At 72.6% G+C, this 23,071-nt stretch carries 22 protein-coding genes and 1 tRNA gene; 12 read left to right on the top strand and 11 right to left on the bottom strand.

The genetic code is table 11. From position 1 onward, the window contains the following. Position 1: 1 nt before the first annotated feature. The 4 genes from ACFYNO_RS29540 to phoU form a co-directional block, all read right to left on the bottom strand. A complete protein-coding gene (locus ACFYNO_RS29540) occupies positions 2–469 on the bottom strand; it encodes a helix-turn-helix transcriptional regulator (RefSeq protein WP_388019206.1) in 468 nt (155 codons plus the stop codon). A gap of 384 nt (positions 470–853) precedes the next feature. Next, positions 854–1,327, bottom strand: a complete 474-nt coding sequence (locus ACFYNO_RS29535; protein WP_388019203.1) for a hypothetical protein — start codon at positions 1,325–1,327, stop codon at positions 854–856. Between the two features lie 309 nt (positions 1,328–1,636). Further along, positions 1,637–1,807, bottom strand: a complete 171-nt coding sequence (locus tag ACFYNO_RS29530) for a hypothetical protein (protein ID WP_388019200.1) — start codon at positions 1,805–1,807, stop codon at positions 1,637–1,639. Between the two features lie 154 nt (positions 1,808–1,961). Continuing rightward, positions 1,962–2,639: a phosphate signaling complex protein PhoU gene (gene phoU, locus ACFYNO_RS29525; RefSeq protein ID WP_388019198.1), complete on the bottom strand. Its 678-nt coding sequence runs from the start codon at positions 2,637–2,639 to the stop codon at positions 1,962–1,964. A 262-nt stretch (positions 2,640–2,901) separates the two neighbouring features. Between phoU and ACFYNO_RS29520 the strand changes: the two genes are divergently transcribed. Together ACFYNO_RS29520 and ACFYNO_RS29515 are read left to right on the top strand one after the other, a co-directional pair. Next, positions 2,902–4,179, top strand: coding sequence for a sensor histidine kinase (locus ACFYNO_RS29520; protein ID WP_388019195.1), 1,278 nt, complete (start codon positions 2,902–2,904; stop codon positions 4,177–4,179). Beyond that, complete coding sequence (locus ACFYNO_RS29515; protein ID WP_388019192.1) at positions 4,176–4,871, top strand: response regulator; 696 nt, start codon at positions 4,176–4,178, stop codon at positions 4,869–4,871. Before ACFYNO_RS29520 ends, ACFYNO_RS29515 begins: the two co-directional genes overlap by 4 nt. Positions 4,872–4,962: 91 nt before the next feature. On the opposite strand, the gene ACFYNO_RS29510 is transcribed toward ACFYNO_RS29515, so the two are convergent. Next, complete coding sequence (locus ACFYNO_RS29510; RefSeq protein WP_388019189.1) at positions 4,963–5,628, bottom strand: DUF461 domain-containing protein; 666 nt, start codon at positions 5,626–5,628, stop codon at positions 4,963–4,965. Between the two features lie 401 nt (positions 5,629–6,029). On the opposite strand from ACFYNO_RS29510, the gene ACFYNO_RS29505 reads away from it, so the two are divergent. The 6 genes from ACFYNO_RS29505 (at position 6,030) to ACFYNO_RS29480 (ending at position 12,677) form a co-directional block, all read left to right on the top strand. Next, positions 6,030–6,512 carry a CarD family transcriptional regulator gene (locus tag ACFYNO_RS29505; protein ID WP_030244332.1) on the top strand — a complete coding sequence of 161 codons (483 nt, stop codon included), beginning with the start codon at positions 6,030–6,032 and terminating at the stop codon, positions 6,510–6,512. A gap of 325 nt (positions 6,513–6,837) precedes the next feature. Beyond that, positions 6,838–7,572, top strand: a complete 735-nt coding sequence (ispD, locus tag ACFYNO_RS29500) for a 2-C-methyl-D-erythritol 4-phosphate cytidylyltransferase (RefSeq protein WP_388019186.1) — start codon at positions 6,838–6,840, stop codon at positions 7,570–7,572. Continuing rightward, entirely contained in the window at positions 7,562–8,065 is a 504-nt protein-coding gene (gene ispF, locus ACFYNO_RS29495; protein ID WP_388019183.1) for a 2-C-methyl-D-erythritol 2,4-cyclodiphosphate synthase, read from the top strand. Before ispD ends, ispF begins: the two co-directional genes overlap by 11 nt. Positions 8,066–8,245: 180 nt before the next feature. Continuing rightward, positions 8,246–9,640, top strand: coding sequence for a cysteine--tRNA ligase (cysS, locus tag ACFYNO_RS29490; RefSeq protein WP_388019180.1), 1,395 nt, complete (start codon positions 8,246–8,248; stop codon positions 9,638–9,640). 101 nt (positions 9,641–9,741) lie between these two features. Next, entirely contained in the window at positions 9,742–10,731 is a 990-nt protein-coding gene (rlmB, locus tag ACFYNO_RS29485; protein ID WP_388019177.1) for a 23S rRNA (guanosine(2251)-2'-O)-methyltransferase RlmB, read from the top strand. Positions 10,732–10,958: 227 nt separating this feature from the next. After that, the gene (locus tag ACFYNO_RS29480) at positions 10,959–12,677 is read left to right on the top strand and encodes a DoxX family membrane protein (RefSeq protein ID WP_388019174.1); all 1,719 of its coding nucleotides are present in this window, start codon (positions 10,959–10,961) and stop codon (positions 12,675–12,677) included. A gap of 64 nt (positions 12,678–12,741) precedes the next feature. On the opposite strand, the gene ACFYNO_RS29475 is transcribed toward ACFYNO_RS29480, so the two are convergent. From ACFYNO_RS29475 to ACFYNO_RS29465, 3 genes are all read right to left on the bottom strand, one after another. Then, the gene (locus ACFYNO_RS29475) at positions 12,742–13,491 is read right to left on the bottom strand and encodes an NDP-sugar synthase (RefSeq protein WP_388019171.1); all 750 of its coding nucleotides are present in this window, start codon (positions 13,489–13,491) and stop codon (positions 12,742–12,744) included. A gap of 36 nt (positions 13,492–13,527) precedes the next feature. After that, a complete protein-coding gene (locus ACFYNO_RS29470; protein WP_388019168.1) occupies positions 13,528–13,980 on the bottom strand; it encodes a hypothetical protein in 453 nt (150 codons plus the stop codon). Positions 13,981–14,107: 127 nt separating this feature from the next. Further along, positions 14,108–15,199 carry an ABC transporter ATP-binding protein gene (locus ACFYNO_RS29465; RefSeq protein WP_388019165.1) on the bottom strand — a complete coding sequence of 364 codons (1,092 nt, stop codon included), beginning with the start codon at positions 15,197–15,199 and terminating at the stop codon, positions 14,108–14,110. A gap of 260 nt (positions 15,200–15,459) precedes the next feature. Here ACFYNO_RS29465 and ACFYNO_RS29460 point away from each other — a divergent pair. After that, positions 15,460–15,533 (top strand) — tRNA-Thr (locus ACFYNO_RS29460). Positions 15,534–15,737: 204 nt separating this feature from the next. On the opposite strand, the gene ACFYNO_RS29455 is transcribed toward ACFYNO_RS29460, so the two are convergent. After that, positions 15,738–16,034 carry a hypothetical protein gene (locus ACFYNO_RS29455; protein WP_388019162.1) on the bottom strand — a complete coding sequence of 99 codons (297 nt, stop codon included), beginning with the start codon at positions 16,032–16,034 and terminating at the stop codon, positions 15,738–15,740. 534 nt (positions 16,035–16,568) lie between these two features. On the opposite strand from ACFYNO_RS29455, the gene ACFYNO_RS29450 reads away from it, so the two are divergent. From ACFYNO_RS29450 to ACFYNO_RS29440, 3 genes are all read left to right on the top strand, one after another. Further along, positions 16,569–19,028, top strand: a complete 2,460-nt coding sequence (locus tag ACFYNO_RS29450; protein ID WP_388019159.1) for a ricin-type beta-trefoil lectin domain protein — start codon at positions 16,569–16,571, stop codon at positions 19,026–19,028. Between the two features lie 108 nt (positions 19,029–19,136). After that, a complete protein-coding gene (locus tag ACFYNO_RS29445) occupies positions 19,137–19,748 on the top strand; it encodes a 4'-phosphopantetheinyl transferase family protein (RefSeq protein WP_388019156.1) in 612 nt (203 codons plus the stop codon). 197 nt (positions 19,749–19,945) lie between these two features. Next, positions 19,946–20,638 carry a TetR/AcrR family transcriptional regulator gene (locus tag ACFYNO_RS29440; RefSeq protein ID WP_388019153.1) on the top strand — a complete coding sequence of 231 codons (693 nt, stop codon included), beginning with the start codon at positions 19,946–19,948 and terminating at the stop codon, positions 20,636–20,638. Positions 20,639–20,654: 16 nt separating this feature from the next. Here ACFYNO_RS29440 and ACFYNO_RS29435 read toward each other — a convergent pair whose 3' ends face one another. Both ACFYNO_RS29435 and ACFYNO_RS29430 read right to left on the bottom strand, forming a co-directional pair. Further along, positions 20,655–22,556 carry an FAD/NAD(P)-binding protein gene (locus ACFYNO_RS29435; RefSeq protein WP_388019151.1) on the bottom strand — a complete coding sequence of 634 codons (1,902 nt, stop codon included), beginning with the start codon at positions 22,554–22,556 and terminating at the stop codon, positions 20,655–20,657. Positions 22,557–22,615: 59 nt separating this feature from the next. Next, a complete protein-coding gene (locus ACFYNO_RS29430; protein ID WP_388019445.1) occupies positions 22,616–23,044 on the bottom strand; it encodes an acyl-CoA thioesterase in 429 nt (142 codons plus the stop codon). Positions 23,045–23,071 lie beyond the last annotated feature (27 nt).

The following is a 23,071-nucleotide window of genomic DNA, read 5'->3' as shown; positions in this document are numbered from 1 at the left end:
GCTATTGGGGCCGTTCAGCGAAGGCGCGGATTGCCTTTTCAGACCAGAGCTTGCCGGACGCGAGGTGGTAGAGCGGCTGCGGAAAGTCGGGAGAGGTGGCTCGCTGGTGGACGTTCTGGCGTGACGTTCCGAGGATCTCGGCCGCCTCTTTGGCACACACGAGCGCAGGGAGGCCGTTGTCGGCCTCTCGACGCTCAGCCTCGCTGGAGATCATCGACTCGACGGCGACAAGTACACGCCCGGTTTTGGTGAACTCGTCCACAAGGTAGTGGAGCGTCGGCTCAAGATGAGCGAGCGCCTTCAGAGGCTGATCGACCGGCGCGGACAGGTACACAGTGCACTGGCCCAGCTGGGGCGCGTTGAACACCGATCCCTCATGGGCGTCCAATACCCTCTCGGTCAGCTCCTCGATCTCCTCGATCGACAGCATCGGTCCGGAGAAGACGGCCTTAACGAGCGGCTCACTCATTGTCGGGCTCCTGGCGACGTAGAGATCGTTTCTGCTTTTGAGTGGGGGGAGGCCAAGGTAGGCCAGCTGCCCTAACGGCGCAGATCAGGTCTCTCCATCTGCGCCCCGGCCTGCCGGGTGTCTTTGGGTATTGGCCGACGTAGTTTCCGTCCCAGTCGAAGAAGCGTCGGTAGCCGCTGGCTGAGATCTCGACTCGCCATCCCTGGTTCTCGACATAGCTGATGAGCTTGCCGATGTCGTCCATGGTCTGCCCCTGCTTGACGATCGTCAATGACGGAAACGTCACATCCTCTCTTCGATCATGCGCGTGCGAGATGCCGTCTGCGCGCGGGCAGATGCGCACGGCGCGGCGCAGGCTAGGAGGGGCGGACTGGGGCTCTGTCGTCAGCTGAGGACGTCGTCATAGCGGCCGGCGAAGAGCGCGGCTCGCATCTCGTAGAGTCGCGCCAGCACGGCCAGAGCATGCTCCGTGTCCGCGTAGCTGTCTCTGATGACCGCGATGCGGGCGGCGTCTTCCAGGACACGCCAGGCGTTCTTTCGGCGGTGAGCGCGGGTGTGGCGTACGTCGCTTCGCATGTAAGTCCCTGCCGCGCTGAGCGATGCCGCGATCAGCGCGAGAAGGGCGGCGGGAATGCGAGCGTCGGAGGACGCCAGTCCCGTGGCGCCGGACAGCGTCGCCAGCACCACGGCCGGCAACCCTACGGCTACGTCGGCGGCCGCCCAGAAGCGTGCGCGCTGACGGGCGTGCCTGCTCTTTGCGGCTGCCTCCGACGCCAGCCGCTCTAACTCGGCCCGAACCCGGGCGAGCTGCTGTGAGTCACCCGAAGCTGGCTGCCGTTCTGTCTCGCCCGTCGTCACGTCCTCATGGTGGCAGCCGTTCGGCGGCTCGTGTCGGGAGATGTTCAGACTGCCGGGAGACGCCCAACACAGGGGGGTGCCTTGGCCCCGCAGCTGGTCGAGGTCGGGCTATCCCGGGCCGTCCCTGGGCCGTCCGGTGCCAATCAACACCGACCAACGATGACAGGCAACAACAGCTCCGCCCCTGGTCAGACGGCATCGACCAGGGGCGGAAAAGCTGGAGACGAGACCCAGGGCAAGAAGTAACCCGCACGCCGGAGCGGCCCCTGACCTGCGCGAATGGCGCGGGTCAGGGGCCGTTGCGCTGTCTCAGTGGCCGCAGCAGCCGCCGGTGGCGCCGCCGCACTGGCAGGGGGAGCCGGACTGGCAGCCGCAGCCGCAGCCCGAGCCGCAGCCGCAGGCGCCGAGCAGGACCAGCTCGCGACCGGCGGCGCGGGCCGGCTCGGGGTCGGGAACAGGCCGGGCGTTGGTGGTGGTCATGGTGCGGTGCCCTCCTCGATCGGGACGGGCGGCGGTAGGCGTTCGCCCGCTCATCGAGTGAAGCGCCGGGATTGACGGAGCGTCAACGGGCGCGCGGGAGTGGGGGGTCGGCGGCACCGTGCGCCCCCGCCCCCGCGCGCGGCGGTTCGGCCGGTTACTCGCCCGGGGCCGGGGTCGGCGGCTGCCACTCGCCGGCGTGCTCGCCGGTGACCAGGTAGACCACGCGCTTGGCCACCGAGACCGCGTGGTCGGCGAACCGCTCGTAGTACCGGCCGATCAGGGTGACGTCCACACCGGTCTCGATGCCGTGCTGCCAGCGATCGTCGATCAGGTGGGCGAGCAGCTGGCGGTGCAGGTCGTCGATCGCGTCGTCGTCCCGCTCCAGCTGCAGCGCGGCCTCGACGTCCTTGGTGGCGATGACCTGGCCGGCCTTGGCCACCAGGCGCTGGGCGAGCTGGCCCATCTCCAGGACGATCGGCTGCAGGTCGCCCGGCACCGCCTGGGCCGGGTAGCGCAGCCGGGCCACCTTGGCCACGTGCCGGGCCAGGTCGCCGCAGCGCTCCAGGTCGGCGCTCATCCGCAGGCTGGTGACCACGATCCGCAGGTCGGTGGCGACCGGCTGCTGGCGGGCCAGCAGGTCGATCGCGCGGTTCTCCAGCTCGTGGTGGAGGTCGTTCACCTTCTGGTCGGCGGCGATGACGCTCTCCGCCAGCTCCAGGTCGGCGTCGAGCAGCGCGGTGGTGGCGCGGCCCATCGCCGAGCCGACCAGTCGGGCCATCTCGACCAGGCTGTCGCCGATCGAGTCCAGTTCCTCGTGGTACGTGTCGCGCATGCGCTCCTCTTCCTCACAGGCGGTGCCGATCGGCCGCCGGCCCGGGGGAACGGGCGGCGGCCGGTGCTGCGGGTGGCGCGCATCGTACGCGCACCACGGGGCCCGTCGGGGCCATGTCGAACAGAGTGCGACGTTCGGGCGACGTCGCACAGAGGCCACAGTTAACCAGTGACCACCTGACGGTGAATTCTCGGCAACGTGCAGCCGATGCCTTGATCCGATGCTTTCAAAGCTGCCATTGGATGCGCTTACGCTGGTCGGCATGGACGTGAATGTGGCTGCTGCCGCTGCCTGCGCCATCGCCGGGCTGGGTGTCGGCCTCACCGCTTCCATCGCCTTCCGCTGGAGCGAGCGCGAGCAGGCCCGCGGCAGCATGGCCGGAAACGGCAGGCGCGGCGCCCCGGCGGCGAACTCCCCGCTCCAGGAGGCGGCCCTGCCCCCGGGCGTGGACACCGTGCTCTCGGTGCTGCGCTCGTGCGCGATCGTGCTCGGCGACGGCGACGAGGTGGTCAAGGCCAGCTCGGCGGCGTACTCGATGGGCCTGGTCCGCGGCGGCGCGGTGGCCGTCGAGCCGATGCTGGCGCTGGCCCGCGCCACCCGGCGTGACGGCGAGATCCGCCAGGACGAGCTGGACGTGCCGCGTCCCGGCGTGCAGCGCCACGGCGAGCCGCTCTCGGTCTCGGTCCGGGTGGCCCCGCTGGGCTCCCGGCTGGTGCTGGTGCTGGTCGAGGACCTGACCGAGCGGCGCCGGATCGAGGCGGTCCGCAGGGACTTCGTGGCCAACGTCAGCCATGAGCTCAAGACCCCGGTGGGCGCGCTCTCGCTGCTCTCCGAGGCGGTGGCCGACGCGGCCGACGACCCGGAGGCGGTGCAGCGGTTCGCCGGCCGGATGCAGATCGAGGCCACCCGGCTGGCCAGCCTGGTGCAGGAGATCATCGACCTCTCCCGGGTGCAGGACGACCGGCTGCTGATGGACCCCGAGCCGGTGCCGGTGGACGAGTTGATCGCCGAGGCGATGGACCGCTGCCGCCAGCAGGCCGCGGCCAAGCAGATCCACATCGCGGCCGGCGGCATCGCCGGCCTCTTCATCCACGGCGACCGCGGCCAGCTCGCCGCCGCCCTCGGCAACCTGGTCGAGAACGCCGTCAACTACAGCCCGCCGCGGACCCGGGTGGCGATCGCCACCCGCCGGATAGCCAGCGCCGCGGCGATCGGCGAGGCCGACGGCGAGCTGATCGAGATCTCGGTGACCGACCAGGGCATCGGGATCTCGGAGAAGGACCGCGAGCGGATCTTCGAGCGGTTCTACCGGGTCGACCCGGCCCGGTCCCGGGCCACCGGCGGTACCGGCCTCGGCCTCTCCATCGTCAAGCACGTGGCGGCGTCGCACGGCGGCACCGTCTCGGTGTGGAGCGTCGAGGGCCAGGGCTCGACCTTCACCATCCGGCTCCCCGCCGGCCAGAATCCGGCGCCGGCCACGGCAGCGCCCACCACACCCGCAACACCCACCCCCCTTCCTGCCCCGGAGGCCTCATCGTGACCCGTGTACTGGTGGTCGAGGACGAGGAGTCGTTCAGCGACGCCCTGTCGTACATGCTTCGCAAGGAGGGGTTCGAGGTGGCCGTCGCCGCCACCGGCCCCGACGCGCTGGAGCAGTTCGAGCGCAACGGCGCCGACCTCGTGCTGCTCGACCTGATGCTGCCCGGGCTGCCCGGCACCGAGGTCTGCCGCCAGCTGCGGGTGCGCTCCAACGTGCCGGTGATCATGGTGACCGCCAAGGACAGCGAGATCGACAAGGTCGTCGGCCTGGAGATAGGCGCTGACGACTACGTCACCAAGCCCTACTCGACCCGCGAGCTGGTCGCCCGGATCCGCGCGGTGCTGCGCCGCCGCGGCGAGGACGGCGGCGGCGCCAACGACGGCGGCGGCCCGGGCGCGCTCGAGGCCGGCCCGGTCCGGATGGACGTGGACCGGCACGTGGTGACCGTGGACGGCGCCAAGGTCGACCTCCCGCTGAAGGAGTTCGACCTGCTGGAGATGCTGCTGCGCAACGCCGGCCGGGTGCTCACCCGGATGCAGCTGATCGACCGGGTCTGGGGCGCGGACTACGTCGGCGACACCAAGACGCTGGACGTGCACGTCAAGCGGCTGCGGGCGAAGATCGAGCCGGACCCGGGCGCCCCGCGCTACCTGGTCACGGTCCGCGGCCTGGGCTACAAGTTCGAGCCGTAAGCCCGCCGGAGCGAAGGCCGAGGGCCGCACCCCGGGAACGGGAGTGCGGCCCTCGGCCGTGCGCGGGGCGCGTGCGCCCCGCGCCGGGCGGTCAGTGCGCCGAAGCGCTCGCGCTCGCGCTGGCGGAGGCGCCGGCCGAGGGGCTCGCGGCGGCCGAGGGGGAGCCGGACGCGGCCGGGCTCGCGGTGCCGCCGGCGGTGGCCGAGGCGGTGGCCGCGGCGGAGGCGCTGGCCGACGGCGAGGCCGGGGCGTAGGACTCGTAGGTGCCGGTGGCCGGGGTCACCAGGGCGGTGGTGGCCACCTTGCCCGCGGTCGAGAAGGAGAAGGCGGCGGGCTCGAAGCCGCCGATCTTCAGGCTGGCGGCGGCCAGGTGCGCGGAGGGCTGGCCCTGCTGGCCGAGCGCCACGCTGCCCAGCGGCGGGACCACGATGCCGCCGGGCAGCGCGCCGCCGGTGGCGTCCTGGAAGGTGGCCGAGGTGCCCGCGATGCTGAGCGACTGCAGGGTCTCCGGGGCGTTGCCGGTGTTGCTGATGTTCAGCGTCACGTTGGCCGGGCCGGGCTCGCCGCTGGTCTGGGTCTCGCCGACCACGACCACGATGCCGTTGATCTTCAGGTCGGTGCCCGCCGAGGCGTTCGGCACGTCCGGCTGGATCTGCAGGGTCTGGGAGCTGGTCCCGGCCGCGCAGGCGGAGAGCGAAACGGCGGCGAGGGCGAGAACGATGGCGGCAGTGCCACCGCGTCGAAGGCTGCGGCTCACGGCGGCGGCATCTCCTTGATCGCGTGTCGGTATGTCAGCGCCCAGCGTACCGACCACACTTATCCGGCCCTCACGGGGTGGCCCCGTGTCGCGTCGGGAGCCCCCGGGCGGCGGCGGCCGCCGGGCGTTCCCGAACCACCCCTTGATCAGATCACGATCGGGAAACGGTGAATATCCGGTGACGACTTCAAGATCGGTTGCGGCGTTTCCGAGGTGGTGCGCGGGGTTTCGGCCGGACCGAGAAGGGCCTCCGACCTGCGAGAAGCCCCTCCCACGGGGTGTCCGCAGCACGTCGCGGGGGTGCTTGTCAAGCCCCGAGACCGGCCCTGACCTGCGAAAACGCCCTTCGGGTGGACGGAAAAGCGTGTTATTCTGGAAAGCCACGGAAGGGGTCCTGTCACATGACGTTCAAGGTTGGCGACACGGTGGTCTACCCCCATCACGGGGCTGCACTGATCGAGGCCATCGAAATTCGCCAGATCAAAGGTGTGGACAAGACCTACCTGGTGCTGAAGGTTCAGCAGGGAGACCTCACGCTGCGCGTCCCCGCGGAGAACGCGGAGTTCGTCGGTGTGCGCGACGTGGTCGGCCAGGAGGGTCTGGACCGGGTCTTCGAGGTGCTGCGCGCGCCGTACACCGAAGAGCCCACCAACTGGTCTCGCCGGTACAAGGCGAACCTCGAGAAGCTGGCGTCCGGCGACGTCATCAAGGTCGCCGAGGTGGTCCGCGACCTGTGGCGCCGCGAGCGCGAGCGCGGCCTGTCGGCCGGCGAGAAGCGGATGCTCGCCAAGGCGCGTCAGATCCTCGTCAGCGAACTCGCGCTGGCGGAGAACACCAACGAGGACAAGGCGGAGACGCTGCTCGACGAGGTGCTGGCCTCGTAACGGACAGCTCTGCCGCCCTGCGGTGCGACGACACGGTCGCATGGCGGTGCGACAACAAGCACAGCGCCCGGCGCTGCGGCATCACGGTGGATCGAAAGGTCCCGCGTGGTACGTGGCCCCCGGGCGCTGTGGCATGCCCGGGGCCGACTGCTCACCCTGCTGGCCGGCCCGCTCCGATCGGCCGCCGACCGTGGGGTCCGGAGGCCGGGCAGACCGGTACCCGAGAGGCGGCGCCGGTTGGAAGGGGTCCGGTGCACCGTCTGACGGGTACGCCAGGGCCATACCCACTTCGCCGAAGGAGTGAAACCTGAACACCACAGGAGTAGTGGCAGCTGCCGTGGTCCCCGCCGCCGGGCGGGGCGAACGGCTCGGACCGGGGGCGCCCAAGGCGCTGCGCGAACTGGGCGGTGCGCCACTGCTGGTGCACGCCGTCCGGGCGCTGGCGCGCAGCCGGGCGGTCGGCCTGGTCGTGGTGGTGGCGCCGGCCGAGGGCGTCGCCGAGGTGGTCGGCCTGCTGGACAGCCACGGGCTGGACGGCAAGGACGTCCGGGTGGTGGCCGGCGGGGGCACCCGCCAGGAGTCGGTCCGGCTGGGCCTGGCCGTGATCCCGCCGGAGGCGGAGATCGTGCTGGTGCACGACGCCGCCCGGCCGCTGGTGCCGGTCGAGGTGGTGGACGCGGTGGTCGGCGCGGTCCGCTCCGGCGCTCCGGCCGTGGTGCCGGCGGTGCCGCTGGCCGACACCGTCAAGCGGGTGGCGCCCGGCGCGCCGGGCCGGCCGGAGCCGGTGCTGGACACCCCGGACCGCTCCACCCTGCGGGCGGTGCAGACCCCGCAGGGCTTCCGCCGCGAACTGCTGGCCGAGGTGCACGCCAAGGCGCTGGCCGAGCAGGAGGCCGGCGGCGGGCCGGCCGTGACCGACGACGCCGGGCTGGTCGAGTGGTACGGCGGCGAGGTGGTCGTGGTGCCCGGCCACGAGGAGGCGTTCAAGGTGACCCGGCCGCTGGACCTGGTGCTGGCCGAGGCGGTACTCGCGCGACGGAGGGCTTCCGATGGCTTCTGACGGACGGTCGGTCCCGGTGCTGCCCCTGGTGGGCATCGGCACCGACGTGCACGCGTTCGCCGACGGGGTGCCGCTGCACGTGGCCGGGCTGCACTGGGAGGACGCCCCGCGCGGCCTGGCCGGGCACTCGGACGGCGACGTGGCGGCGCACGCCGCCTGCAACGCGATCTTCTCGGCCGCCGGACTCGGCGACCTGGGGACGCACTTCGGCACCGACCGCCCGGAGTGGGCCGGGGCGGCCGGCACCACGCTGCTGGCCGAGGCGGCCCGGATCGTGCGGGCGGCCGGCTTCGAGATCGGCAACATCGCGGTCCAGGTGATCGGCGTCCGGCCGCGGATCGGCACCCGGCGGGCCGAGGGGGAGAAGGTGCTCTCGGCCGCGGCCGGCGCTCCGGTCTCGCTCTCCGCCGCGACCACCGACGGGCTCGGCATGACCGGGCGCGGCGAGGGCCTGGTCGGGCTCGCCACCGCGCTGGTCTACCGGGTGGACTGAGCGCGGACCCGGCCGACCGGAGCCGGCGGCTCCGGTTGGCCACGGTGCGTCATCCCGGCTCGCGCCGCCGTCACATTGGCGCAGCACGGTCGCAGCAACCCCGCGGCGGACGGAAAATCCTGCTCCTCCCGGAGACCAAACGTCGCGGGGCACTGCCCTCTTCCCACTACCCTGGACGCTGTGAGCCTTCGCCTGCACGACACCAGCACCCGCCAGGTACGCGACTTCGTCCCGCTTGTACCGGGCTGCGTCTCGATCTACCTGTGCGGTGCGACCGTGCAGAGCGCACCCCACATCGGGCACATCCGCTCCGGCCTCAACTTCGACGTGATGCGCCGTTGGTTCGCCTACCGCGGCTACGAGGTGACGTTCGTCCGCAACGTCACCGACATCGACGACAAGGTGATCAAGAAGGAGCACGAGCTCGGCGTGCCCTGGTGGCAGATCGCCTACGCCAACGAGCGCGCCTTCGAGGCGGGTTACAGCGCGCTCGGCTGCCTGCCGCCGACCGTCGAGCCGCGGGCCACCGGCCACGTGCCCGAGATGATCGACATGATGCAGGGCCTGATCGCCAAGGGCCACGCCTACGCCGCCGACGGCAACGTCTACTTCGACGTCACGTCCTTCCCCGACTACCTGGCGCTCTCCAACCAGAAGCTGGAGAACCTGCTGCAGCCGGAGGGCGAGGGCGAGACCGGCAAGCGGGACCCGCGCGACTTCGCGATGTGGAAGGCCGCCAAGGAGGGCGAGCCCAGCTGGAACACCCCGTGGGGTCCCGGCCGGCCCGGCTGGCACCTGGAGTGCTCCGCGATGGTGCACAAGTACCTGGGCAAGGCCTTCGACATCCACGGCGGCGGGATCGACCTGATCTTCCCGCACCACGAGAACGAGATCGCCCAGTCCAGGGCCTTCGGCGACGACTTCGCCAACTTCTGGGTGCACAACGCCTGGGTCACCCTGGCCGGTGAGAAGATGAGCAAGTCGCTGGGCAACTCGGTGCTGGTCTCCGAGATGGTGCAGCGCTGGCGCCCGATCGTGCTCCGCTACTACCTGGGCAGCCCGCACTACCGCTCGATGATCGAGTACAGCGAGGAGTCGCTGCGCGAGGCCGAGGCCGGCTTCAGCCGGATCGAGGGCTTCATCCAGCGGGTGGTCGAGCGCTGCGGCCCGGTGGAGCCGGCCGCCGAGGTGCCGCCGGCCTTCGCCGAGGCGATGGACGACGACCTGGGCGTGCCGCAGGCGCTGGCGGTGGTGCACACCGCCGTCCGCCAGGGCAACAGCGCGCTGACCGCGGACGACAAGGAGAACGCGGTCGCCCGGCTCGCCGAGGTCCGTGCGATGCTCGGAGTGCTCGGCCTCGACCCGCTGGACCCGATGTGGGCCGGCTCGGAGCGCGGCGACGACCTGCACGGGGTGGTCGACTCGCTGGTCGGTCTGGTGCTGGAGCAGCGCCAGGCGGCCCGGGCCCGCAAGGACTTCGCCACCGCGGACGCGATCCGCGACCAGCTCGGCCTGGCCGGGCTGGCGATCGAGGACACCCCGTCCGGCCCGCGCTGGACGCTGAACGACCAGTAGCCGCGCGCGCCCGCGCGCGAGGCGCCGGTGGGCCGTACTCTCCAGGAGTACGGCCCCTTCGGCATGACGCAGACAGATTTTCGGAAGACAGGAAGCCACAGATGGCCGGCAACAGCCAGCGCAGGAACCGCCGCAACCCCGGGTCGAAGAAGGGCGCGAGTGTCGGTACCGGCGGCCACAGCCGGAAGGCACTGCAGGGCAAGGGCCCGACCCCGCCCGGCGAGGCGCGCAAGGGCCACCCGAAGCAGCGGGCCGCCAACGCCGCGGTCAAGCGCGAGCGGGACGCCAAGGCCCGGGCCGGCATGCGCCGGGCCGGCGCCGGCCGGGGCGGCCGCGGCGGGGCCGGCAGCGCCGAGCTGGTGGTCGGCCGCAACTCCGTGGTCGAGGCGCTGCAGGGCGGGGTGCCGGCCACCGCGCTCTACGTGATGCAGTTCATCGACACCGACGACCGGGTGCGGGACGCGTTCCAGGCCGCCAACGAGCGGGGCATCCCGCTGATGGAGGCGCCGCGGCCGCAGCTGGACCAGATGACCGGCGGCCTGAACCACCAGGGCCTGGTGCTGCAGGTGCCGCCGTACGAGTACGCGCACCCGGACGACCTGCTGGAGGTCGCGGCCGACGCCCAGGAGGACGCGCTGATCATGGCGCTGGACGGGGTGACCGACTCGCGCAACCTGGGCGCCGTGGTCCGCTCCGCCGCCGCCTTCGGCGCGCACGGCGTGCTGATCCCGGAGCGCCGGGCGGCCGGCATGACCGCCGGTGCCTGGAAGACCTCCTCCGGTGCCGCGGCCCGGCTGCAGGTGGCCCGGGCGACCAACCTGACCCGGACCCTGGAGGCCTACCAGAAGGCCGGCCTGATGGTGGTCGGCCTGGCCGCCGACGGCGAGGCCGAGCTGGGCGACCTGGACCTGCTGACCGGTCCGGTCGTGGTGGTCGCGGGCAGCGAGGGCAAGGGCCTGTCCCGGCTGGTCGCGGAGACCTGCGACATGCTGGTGCGGATCCCGATGTCCGGCCTGACCGAGTCGCTGAACGCCGGTGTGGCCTCCGGCATCGTGCTGTACGAGGCCGCCCGGCTGCGTGCCAAGCGCTGAGCCCCGGCTGGTCGGTTGAGTCCCGGTTCTGCCCGGATCGGTCCTGATCGATCACTCTCCCGCACGGGACTGACCGCATCCGTCAGCCACGCCGGGAGTTGCACCCGGGAGAGTGTCCTAACCGGCCGTCACCCGGTTAGAGGGGCGTGGACACCAGAACACGTCGGCGCCCCAGGCTGGGCCAAGAGGCCGGGATAGCGGCCGAACCCGCACTCAGCACGGTGCGGGTGCCGAGCGACCCGGCGCGGCTCAGCAGCACCCAGGTGAGCTTCCGGGTCCGGCTGGCCGCGCCGGTCGCGTCACTGATCGACCCGCCGCCGATGGCCTCCGGTCCGTACGCGGACGCCTTCGGCCGGCCGTACGCCGCGCTGAGCTACGGCGGACGGCCCGGGCTGGTCCGGGCCGGGGTGGCGGACGCCGCCCCCAGCCGCGGTCCGGTCCGGCGCAAGGGGCGGGTCACCCCCGTCACCTGGAGCGGGCAGGCGGCCCCCGGCGACCTGGCGGCCACTCAGCTGCTGGACGCCGTGCGGCTGAACACCGTGCCCAGCCCGGCCGGGGCCGCCGTCGGCGGCGGCTCCTCGGCCGGCCGGCCGGCCGGCTCGGTCGGCCTGGCCGATCCGGAGGCGACCCAGCCGCTGGATACAGTGCCCGGCTGGGACGCCGCGCCGGTCGGCGGCGGCCGCTACCGCTACGGCGGGCCCGGCGGCGCGCCCGGGCGGACCGCCGGGGTGCCGCGCCAGCCGGCCGGGGCCGAGCGCCGGGCGGTGCCCACCCGGCTCAACCGGCCCGGCTGGAAGCCGGACGGCGAGCTGCCGCAGCACTCCGCGGCCAGCGGCGAGCCCACCCGGCACGCCTGGTACCCGGGCCGCCGGGTCGACCTCGGCCTGGTGCTGCTGCCGCTGCGGCTGGTGCTCGGCTCGCTCTCGGTGTACGCCGGGTTCAGCAAGCTCTGCGACCCGGTCTACTTCGACGGCGGCGACCGCGGCTCGATGATGCGCTGGCTGGCCTCGCTGCACCCCTGGCGCAGCGCCCAGCCGCTGCTGGACTTCGCCATGGCGCACCCGGTCGGGGCCGGCCTCGGGGTCTCCTTCACCGAGGTCGTGGTGGGCGTGCTGACGCTCTTCGGCCTCTGGCAGCGGCTGGCGGCCGGGGCGGCGATGCTGCTCTCGGCGGCGCTGCTCTTCACCGTCAGCTGGCGGGCCGTGCCGGTCTACGACACGCCCGACCTGATCTTCCTGGCGGCCTGGAGCCCGCTGCTGATCGCCGGTGCGCCCTACGCCTCGCTGGACGGGCGGCTGGCGCTGGAGGCCTGGCGCCGGTACGGGCCGCAGGCGCCGGGCGCGGTGCGCCGCCGGGTGCTGCGGCGCGGCACGGTGGTGGCCACGGTCGTGATCGGGCTGACCCTGCTGGTGGGCTCGCTGCTCGGCGCGGCGGTGCGCTCCAGCGGGCGGCCGGCCCGGGTGCCGGCGCCGCCGACCGACTACGGCACGCCGGTCTGGCCCGCCGTCACCGGGGCGCCCGGCCCGGCCCGTCCGGCCGCTCCGGGGGCGCCGGCCGGCGGCAGTGCCCGGCCGACGCCGTCCGCCCCGGCCTCGCCCACGCCGTCCGCTCCGGCCTCGCCCTCGGCGTCCGCCGGGACGCCCTCGCACAGCCCGAAGGCGCACCCGTCCACCACCGCCCGCAGCGGCGAGGGCACGGCCTCGTCCCCGGCGCCGGCCGCCAGCGCGCCGGCGGCGGGTCCGGCGTCCAGCGCCGTGCCGCCGCCGAGCAGCACCGGCGGGGCGGCCACGCCGGCCGGCGGCACCCGGGCGCCCAAGCCCAGCCCGACCGGCGGCGGCCTGCTCGGCGGAGTGCTGGGCAGCGGCCCGCCGGCGGCCGGCCTGCTGCCGTCCACGCTGGGGATGCCCGGTGCGGGCGGCCCGTCCGCCGCCCGTCCGGTGGTCTGACCGGGCGTCGGACGACCGGTGCCCCTCCCGCTGCGGCGGGAGGGGCACCTTTTTTGACGCCTGCTCAGCCAGCGGTGGCGGCGGCCAGCTCCTTGGCGGCCTCGGTGAGGTCCTTGGCGGTGTCGATGGCCCGCCAGTAGACGCCCTGCGGCAGCTGGTAGCCGGCCAGCCGGCGGGCCCGGGCGAGCTGCGGGAAGGTGGTCCGCTCGTGGTCGCCGACCTCGGGCAGCAGCTGGCGGAACTCCGGCCCGAAGACGTACAGGCCGGCGTTGATCAGGAACGGCGAGGGCGGGGCCTCGATGAAGTCCACCACGTTGCCGAACTGGTCGGTCTCCACGGCGCCCCAGGGGATCCGCGGCCGGGCCAGCGCAAGGGTGGCCAGGGCGCCCCGCTCGTGGTGGAAGGCGGCCATCTCGCGCAGGCTGAACCGGGTCCAGATGTCGCCGTTGGTGGCGTACCAGGGCTCGTCCTGGCGGGGCAGCGCGGCGGCCGCGAAACGCAGGCCGCCGCCGCGGCCCAGCGGCTCGGTCTCCACCACGGTGCTCACCCGCAGCGGCAGGTCCGCCCGGGCCAGCCACTGCTGCAGCACCTCGGCCAGATGGCCGCAGGAGATCACCACGTCGGTCACGCCTTCGGCTGCCAGCCAGGCGAGTTGGTGTCCCACGATCGGGGTGCCGGTGCCGGGGATCTCGACCAGCGGCTTGGGCCGGTCGTCGGTGTAGGGGCGCAGCCGGGAGCCCTGGCCGCCGGCCAGGATCACGGCCTGCGTGACATCGGGGGCGGTGGGCGCGAGGGGGTGCTGTGAGCCGGTCATGGGGGCAGGATAGGCCCGCCCCCCGCGCCGGTCGGCTCAGCCGTCGATACCGGCCGCGAAGGAGCCGTCGCAGACCGGGCGGGCGAAGGACCGGGCGCGCTGCACGTCGCCCTGGTACTGCTTCAGCGTGGCCTGGCCCAGCTCGCGGGAGAGCCCGGTGCAGTACGGGGTCAGCGCGGGCTGCTGGCGCATGCTGCGCTCCAGCAGGTCCAGCGCGGCCGGGGCGCCGTCGGTGCGCAGCTCGGAGAGCAGGTCGGCGCGCAGGGCGTCCACGGGGGACATCCCTGGGCGGCCCGCGGTGTCGGCGGCGGGCGCGGCGACCTTGCCGATGCCGGGTGCGACACCGCTGGCGGCGGCGACCACCTGCTGGTCGTCACTGGTCGGCGGGGCCCAGGCGACCCGGGTCACGGCGAGGGTGCCGGTGGTCACCAGGACCACGGGCAGGGTCAGGGCGATGGTCTGGCCGATGCGGCGAACGAGCTGCTTCACGAACAGTGAGGTTAGCGTCGTGTGAGGGGTGCTCGACACTCCGTCACACGGACGAGTGACACAACGCGGAGCCCCGCCGGACGGGTGTCCGACGGGGCTCCGCGCGCGTTCGACGCTGCCCGGGGGATCAGGAGCTCAGGCGGGCACCGGTGGAGGCGGAGAAGACGTGGGGCTCGCCGCCGCTCGGGACCACGTGGATGGTCTCGCCCTTCTCCGGGACGTTGCGACCGCTCACCCGGACGACGATGTCCTTGTCCTCGCCGCTGACCTTGGTGGTGCCGTAGACGAAGCCGTCGGCGCCGAGCTCCTCGACCACGTTGACGGTCACGGCGACGCCCTCGATGCCACCCTCGGGGACGATCTGGAAGTGCTCCGGGCGGATGCCGACGGTCACCGTCTTGTCGCTGCCGGCGCCGGCCAGGTTCTCGCGGTCGATGTTGATCACCGAGCCGCCGAACTTCACGCCGCCGTCCACCAGCGGGACGTCGATCAGGTTCATCGCGGGCGAGCCGATGAAGCCGGCCACGAAGACGTTGGCGGGCTTGTCGTACATCCGGCGCGGCGAGTCCACCTGCTGCAGCAGGCCGTCCTTGAGCACGGCGACCCGGTCGCCCATGGTCATGGCCTCGGTCTGGTCGTGGGTGACGTAGACCGTGGTGATGCCCAGGCGGCGCTGCAGGCTGGCGATCTGGGTGCGGGTGGAGACGCGGAGCTTGGCGTCCAGGTTGGACAGCGGCTCGTCCATCAGGAAGACCTGCGGCTCGCGGACGATCGCGCGGCCCATCGCGACACGCTGGCGCTGACCACCGGAGAGCGCCTTCGGCTTGCGGTCCAGGTACTCGGTGAGGTCGAGGATCTTGGCGGCCTCCTCGACCTTCTTGCGGATCTCGGCCTTGTTCACGCCGGCGATCTTCAGCGCGAAGCCCATGTTGTCCGCGACGCTCATGTGCGGGTAGAGCGCGTAGTTCTGGAACACCATGGCGATGTCCCGGTCCTTCGGCGGCAGGTTGGTGACGTCGCGGTCGCCGATCCGGATGGCGCCGCCGTTGACGTCCTCCAGGCCGGCCAGCATGCGCAGGCTGGTGGACTTGCCACAGCCGGAGGGGCCGACGAGGACGAGGAACTCGCCGTCCTCGATGTGCAGGTCGAGCGCGTCGACGGCGGGCTTCTTGCCGCCCGGGTACAGCCGCGTCGCCTTGTCGTACGTGACAGAAGCCATGGTGGTGCTCTCCTCCACCGGCAGGAACGTGCCGGACGATCCGAGTAAAGGTTGGGTTGTCCGCCGCCCCCGCCTGGTCCAGACCAATGCGAGCGCGACTTTCGGCCGAGGCTACCCGCCGTTTCCCCCGCTTGTCAGCCCCCTCCGGCCAACGATTCGGACACCGCCCCACCGGCCCCCGCAATCCGCAACCGCCGCCCCGCCTTCCCCGGTAGACTGCCACCCGGTACCGCCGTGGCCCTGCTGCGGACGGTCACCGTGCCTCCTTAGCTCAGCTGGCCAGAGCACCGCTCTTGTAAAGCGGGGGTCGTCGGTTCGAACCCGACAGGGGGCTCCGCAGGCCATCAGATGCAGGCTTCTGACCTGTGCAGACATCCAGAGAGCAACCAAGTAGTCCCCCTCCAAGATCACCTGGAGGGGGATTTGGCGTTCGGTGGGGACACGGCGTCGGGGTGTCTGGGTCTTTTGGCCAACGGCCACCTCGGCCCGATGAACACGGACGACGGCGTCCCAGGCTCGCACCGGGGACGACCGCCTCTCAGGACTGTGCGTCACTACCGAGCTTGGCGCCCACGTACCCGAGCCGGAACGCGGGCTCCTCCGGAACGAGGCGGAAGTGCAGTCGCCCCGCTCCTGGAGTGAACCGGCCGTGCCAGGGGAAGCAGCGGGCTTCGCCGTCGAGATCGGTGAAGGTGCAGAGCTGCTGACGGCTCCGAGATTCCGGAGCGATGTGCGGGTGCTGCCACCGAGGTTCGGGCGAGGTCGCCGGATCCCAGTTGGCGGCTGTCGCTTCCAGATCGACCAGCAGCTTGCGGACCGGCTGGTGCCACTTCATGTCGGGGCGGCGTAGGCCTCGCCCGAAGCGGGGGATCTTCTGGAGGCGAGGGAAGAACTCATCCCAGGCGTCGAGGATTTCAGCAGGGGTGGTGAGCGAGGCTGAAGCTGCGTCCTGCCCCCAGGCCCGGGCTGGCTGTCCGTAGTTGACCGGCCTGTTGCGGCCAGCCGCGGCTGACCCGTACCCTGCGTCGTCGCTCTGATCTTCACCTGAGCCGCACGCGTCGGACGTGATCGGTCGGTGCTGGTGGGCGCGGCTTTCCCGGCTTGGCGGGGGCGAGCCCGATCGGTGGGCCCCGCAGGCCAGTTCACGTACCCGAACCTGGGGGGTCCCATGGTCACTGTCAGTTCCGGTCCGAGGTCTCGGTACCGGATCGCCGCCGTCGCGGCACTCACCACGCTGGTCGCCTCGGTGGCCGGGCCGGTGTGGGCGGACGATTCGAAGGGGTCGGGCTCGCTACCGGTGTTGGCGGGGTCGGCGGCGCCGACGCCCGTTGCCAGCACTTCCGCGGGGGCGCTCTGTGCCGGTGGGAACGTGCCGGGCTGGGTCGGGCTGACCGGGATGGCCCCCAACGGCCTCGTCTCGAACATCACGTTGCAGGCGACCACGTCCGCGATGGCCGGCAGCGACGGCCTGCAGGTCGGGTTCCACGTCTGGGACGACTCGGCGGACAGCGGCACCGGTGCCGCTGTGGACTCGTCCTGGCCGCTCTCCCCACTGCTAGGGCCGGGAGCCACGGCGCAGGCCAACATCGGGGTCGCGGTCGCCGACGGCCACCAGTACAGCTGGAACGCTTGGGAGATCGACCCCCAGTACAGCCCGAACCCCGGCGGCGCCGTCCGCAGCCCGGTGTCGGCTACCTGTACGTTCCGGGTCGACCAGACCCCGCCGGTCAATCCGACCACCGGGACGATCGGGCTGACCGGCAACAGCGTGGTGCTGCCGGTGGCCAGCCTGGACCCGGCCCCGACCGGGTGCACGGGCGGTGACTGCCACGCCAGCGGTGTGGTGGCCTTCCGGTACTCGCTGGACATGAACATCCCGCAGTCCGGGGGCAGCAGTGTCGCGGCGGTGCCCGGCCCGAACGGGACCGCGACCGCGAACATCCCGCTCAACCTTTCGCCCGCGCAGTGGGGTTCGCACCGCCTCTACGTGCAGGCGGTGGACGCGGCCGGCAACCGGCAGGAGTCGACCTACGATTTCTTCGGCGTGCCGCAGCCCACCACGGCTCCCGTAGCCGCGCCGGTGCCGGTCGCGCCGGCACCCGCGCCGGCCCCGGCCTCCAACGTTCCAGCGCTCGGCGACCTCAACGGCGACGGGGTGCCCGACCTGCTGCTGGCCGCCCAGGACGGCTCGCTGGTCATGGTCAACGGTGCGCCGAGCGGCGGCACGGCCGTCTCGGCCACGGCGAAGACGAGTCCGGAAGCGGGCACCGGGTGGAACGACTTCCTGGTCGCGCACGGGGGAAGCTTCACCGGTCGGGCGACTGACGACCTGTTCGCGTACAGCACCCGCAGCGCCAACCTCTACACCTACCCCAGCGACAGCACCGCCATGACCTTCAGCAACTCGCAGGCCGCGGTCCCGGTGGCGAAGCCGGCCTGCACGGCGACGGTGGGGGCGGGCTGCGACGGGTACCCGAGCGGCTGGACCCAATTGACCCGGATCGCCGCGCCCGGTCCGCTCGCGGCCTCGGCGCTGCGGGCGGCCGGCACCACGGGGGCTCCGCTGCTGCCGGACCTGGTGACCGTGGAGGGCGGCAAGCTCTGGTACTACACCGGTGGCACGGCGGCGAGCGCCGGCTACTTCTCACACGGCTACCCGCTGGGCACCGGTGACTGGTCGCACGTCACCCTGCTCACCCCGGGTGTGGCGAACGGTGTCCCCACCCTGTGGGCGCGTGACGACACCACCGGCGCGATCGCCAGCTACCCGCTGGCCTTCGACAAGAGCGGCAACCCGACCAGCACGCTGACCCCGCCCGCCGAGATCACCCCGGTCTCCGCGCTGAAGGCCGCGGACGGCAGCGCGATCTGCGCCGACGTCACCGGGAACGTCTCCACCCCGGGCGCCCTGATGGAGATCTGGGGCTGCAACGGCGGCCGCAACCAGCAGTGGACCTTCGCCGCCGACCAGAGCGTGCACGTGATGGGCCAGTGCCTGGAGGTCTACGGCAACGGTGACACCCCCGGCAGCCCGGTGGACATCTGGCCCTGCAACGGCGGGAGCAACCAGCACTGGCAGCTGGCGCCGAACGGCAACCTGGTCAACCCGGTGAGCGGCCTCTGCTTGGCCGACAACGGGGGCGGCAACGCGCCCGGAACCCGGCTGATGCTGTGGAACTGCGCCGGCAACCCTGACCAGCTCTGGTCGACCGGTCCGTCCGGCCTTCCGGTGAACACCCTGCTGCAGGCCGGCCTGGGCAGTGACGCCGCGCCGACCGTGGTCGCGAGCGAGGACGTGACCGGCCACGGCAACCCGGACCTGTACGGCGTCGACGCCGACGGCACGGTCACCCGCTGGAACGGCACCGCGTCGGACGCCGTCGGGCTCGCCCGGTTCTCCGGTACGACCACCCTGGGCAACCTGAACAACGCCTCGAACCAGTACAGCATCCACGCGCGGGAGAACAGCGCCAAATGCATCGACGACCCGGCGGGCAACACCGCCAACGGCACGCCGGTGAACATCTGGGACTGCAACGGCGGCACCAACCAGACCTGGCAGCTCGCCTCCGACGGCAGCCTCCGGATCGGCGGCAAGTGCGTCAGCGCCGAGGGCGGTGCCACCGCCGACGGCACCAAGGCGATCCTCTGGGACTGCGCGCCGGTGGCCGACCAGCAGTGGACCCGGCAGACCGACGGCTCGTTCCTGAACGTCAAGGCGCAGAAGTGCCTGGACATCAACAACTGGGACACCACCAACGGCCGCCAGCTCGATGTCTGGGACTGCGTGTCCGGCCAGGGCAACCAGGACTGGGACCTCGCCAGGTGAGCTGAGGGATGACGGACGAGGGCCGGCCGGGAGCGCGACTCCCGGCCGGCCCTCGCGTTTGTGCGGTCCGGTGGCGCCGCCGGGGGCCGGTGGCTCAGGATGTGGGGCATGGGGGATGCGAGCGAGGCCGGGGTCCTGGTGCACCTGGTGGCGACGGGGGCGGATGCCCGGGCGGAGGCGCGGGAGTTGGCGCTGTGGGCGGCGGCCGGCCTGGTGGGGGCTGGGCCGGGGGCGGTGACGCTGGGGCATGAGGTTGGTGGGCGGCCGGTGTTGGGCGGGGCGGCGGAGGGGGTGTGGGTGAGCGTGAGCCACGGGCGCGGGGTGGCCGCGGTGGCGTTGAGCCGGCGGTGGGCGGTGGGGGTGGACGTGGAGTCGGTGCGCCGGGTGCCGGCCGTGCCGTTGGCGCGGTCCTGGTATGCGGCGGAGGAGGTGGCCTGGCTGGAGCAGCGGGCGGAGGAGGGGCGGCAGCGGGACTTCTTCTGGTTGTGGACCAGGAAGGAGGCGGTCGGGAAGGCGCTGGGGCTGGGCCTGCGGGACGGCGGGACCAGGCGGCTGGTCGGGCTGCCGGGGCAAGTGGCCGAAGCGGGAGGAAAGCTGACGGAGGCCCGGGGCCACTGCTTCGCGATGCTGCCCGCGGGGCCGGCGGTGTGTGCGGTGGCAGTGGCGGGTGGTGCGGCCGACGGGGCGACTGTTGAGCTACGAACTGACGTGTTCCGTTAGAGGAGCCCAGAACTGGCACCGGTCGATCGCATCCATATGGTGGCTCCGGGCGGTATCCCGGCGTTAAGATGTGTGCCCTGCTCCGAAACTCGATCATGCGGCCCCCCACCCGCGGTCCTCACCTGTGGATCGCTGCTCCGCGCGGTCGAGCAATGACATTCCCTTCCCCCTACGGCGCGCAGAGGCGATGGTGACCCGTGACGGTTTCCTCCACAGACGGTCGGGTCCAGAAGGGCAATGAAACCCGCCGGCTGATTCTCGCCAGGACGGTTCAGATCGCCTCGGTGGAGGGGCTGAACTCGCTCTCGCTCGGCCGGCTGGCCGCCGATCTGGGCATCAGCAAGAGCGGTGTGTTCGCCCTCTTCGGGTCGAAGGAGGAGCTCCAACTGGCCACCGTCCGGGCGGCCAAGGCCATCTTCCTGGAGACCGTGGTGGCGCCCGCGCTGCGGGTCAGGGCCGGGGTGGGCCGGGTGCAGGCGCTCTGCGAGGGCTGGTTGGCGTATTCGCAGACCAGGGTGTTTCCGGGCGGCTGTTTCTTCTTCGCGGTCTCCTCGGAGTTCAACTCGCAGCCGGGCCGGATCCGGGACGAACTGGCCGGGTTGAGCCTGGCCTGGGAGCGCACGATCCAGGAACTCCTGGAAACCGCTCGAGAACTCGGCGAAGTCCGCCCGGAGGTGGACCTGGCCCAGCTTTCCTTCGAGCTGATCAGCTTTATGGAAACGGCGAACGCCAATTCGCTGATGTACGACAGCGAGCTGCCGTACCAGCGGGCCAGGACGGCGGTTCGGCACCTGCTGCGGGCGGCCTCGACGGAGTCGGCGGTGGACGGGGCGGCGGTCGCGCGGCCGCCCCGTCGTACCGTCAGGACTCGTCGTACGGCTCTGGTGTAAGGGAATCGACGCCGGCTCAGGTCGAGCGCACGGCCTGGGCGATGGCGTCCGCGTCGCAGAGGATCACCGAGTTGACGCCGGGCCGCACGCCCGCCGCCGTGACCCAGTGCACCGCCTCGGTGGGCACGCCGAAGGCGAAGCGGCGCGGGTGGGCCCGGCCGTCGGCGTCGACCAGGCGGTAGGGGGAGCGGGTGACGGCCAGGCCGCCGGTCTGGTGGCCGGCCCCGCCGTCCGGGTCGGGGATCAGGTAGGGGCGGCACTGCCCGGTCCGCTGCAGCTGGGTGATCAGCGGGTCGGTGGTGTGGCGGATGTCGGGCTCGGGCAGCCGGGCCTCGATCAGCACCTCCACCAGCACCTCGGTCCGGGGCACCACGGTGGAGGAGACCAGGAACCCGGTCCCGTCCGGCGCCTCGTCGACCGTGATGCCGGGGCCGACCGGGTGCAGCACCCCGGCCTCGATCAGCGCGGCCAGCTCCTCGATCCGCCGGCGCGGCGGGCCGATCGACAGGAAGCCGTTCAACGGGCTGTACCAGCGCTGCAGTTCGTCCCGGTAGGAGCGCCCGGTGAGGCCGGCGTGGTCGACCAGCAGCCGCAGCTCGTTGCGCAGGTCGCGCAGCACGTCCAGGGCGGCCTTGAGCGGGCCGAGGGCGTTGCCCCGGGCGGCCTCCCGGATGTCCTGGTGCAGGTGCTCGAGGAGCCACCGCCGGTACTCCGCCGGACCGTCGAACTCGAGCTTGCCCCAGGGGCGTTCGATCGTCGCCCAGTCCCAGCGCTCGGCCGGGGCGACGCCGTGGCGGTCCAGCAGGTCGGCGACCTTCTCGGGGTCGGCGGCCAGCGGCACGTACTCGGCCAGGAAGGCCTGGCCGGCCGGCGCGCCGTCCCGGCCGGCCAGCAGCGCGGCGTAGTAGACCGCCTGCACCTCGCGGTCCACCAGCGGCCACAGGTCGCGGGTGAACTCCAGGTCGCCGGCCTGCCGGTGGCGCCGGCTCAGGTCCTCGATCCGCTCGGGGGTGAGGAAGAGCGGCAGATGGCGGCCGCTGACCCCCTTCTGGTTGTCGCCCCGGGCGTGGAACGGCACCCCGCGCCGGGAGCCCGCGTAGAGCACCGGCTCGGCGCCCGAGGGCCGGTAGACCAGGCGGCCCTGGGACTCCTCGAAGGAGCCGCCGCGGCCGGTGGTGAGCAGCGCCAGGTAGTCGAAGAAGTTGAGGCCCAGGCCGCGCAGCGCCACCCGGCGGCCGGGTTCGATCGCCGAGAGGTCGGCGTCGGCCGGATTGGCGGGTGGCAGGTAGCCGAGGCCGTGCTCGGCGGCGAAGGCGGAGAGCCGGCGCTCGTCCGGGCCGGGCGCCAGCGGCAGGTGGCCCTGGGCCAGCACCACGGCGTCCAGGCCGCCCAGTTCGGTGCCGTCGGCCAGCCGCACCCGCTGTCGGCCGTCCGGCTGGTCGCTCAGTGCCACGGCGGTGTCGCGGTGGCGGTGCACGGTGACCTCGGCCGGCGCGGTGCGCAGCAGGTGGTCGTAGACCCAGCCCAGGTAGTGGCCGTAGAAGGCCCGGGTGGGGTAGCTGTCGGCGGTCAGCCGGGTGGCCTCGGCCCGCACCCACTGCGGGTGCTCGGAGATCCGGGCGCCCAGCACGATGGTCTTGGCCCACTCGTACAGGCTCGGGCCCGGCACGATCGGGCCGGTCGCCGTCACGCTCTCGTCGGTGAAGATGGTGACCTGCGCGGCGACGGTGTTCATCAGCAGCTGGGTGGACTGGCCGGTGCGCCAGACGGCGCCGCCCGCCGGCTGCGGGTCGACCAGGTGGACGGTCTGCGGCACCCCGCCTGCCGCCTCGAGGGCGGCGGCGCAGAGCCGTTCCAGCACGGCGAGCCCGCGTGGGCCCGCTCCGACGATGCAGATCTCCTGCCTGCCTGCAGGCATGGCCCCTCCAGGGCTCGGCGCCCGGGCACGGTGCCGCGGGTCGCTCGGACGTCGGTGGATCAGATGGGTATCGAGGGCTTGGTGCGCAGCCTATTGAGGTGTTCGGAACGCCAAGTATCGCTCCACCCCACCGGCCGGAAGTCAGCCGGGTCGATCTTGACGACGGCCCGGGCCCCGCTGGCCAGCACCCGCCCGGCTCCGTCCAGCAGGGCGAAGCCGTGCCGGGTGCTGGTGCGGCCCAGATGCTCCAGCCAGAGCTCGACCTGGATGGTCCCCTGCCCGCGGAGCGGCTGCCGGTAGTCGATCTCGAACCGCCGCACGGCGTGGAACAGGTCCGCCTCGCTGACGAAGTCGGCGAAGAAGGTTCCGACCGCGCGCTCCGCGTGGACCTGGTAGCGGGCGTTGTGCAGGATTCCCATCGGGTCCAGCTCGTCCCAGTGGACCCGGCTGACGCAACGGTAGGGCTCGCGGAGCTGCTCGGCGTCCATCACGTGAAGACGCTAGCACGATCGTTC

The organism is Kitasatospora sp. NPDC006697 (assembly GCF_042869935.1).
In the GTDB taxonomy this organism is placed as follows: Bacteria; Actinomycetota; Actinomycetes; order Streptomycetales; family Streptomycetaceae; genus Kitasatospora.
Note: the sequence above shows the minus strand (reverse complement) of the source record. Positions and strands in the feature narration are given on the sequence as shown.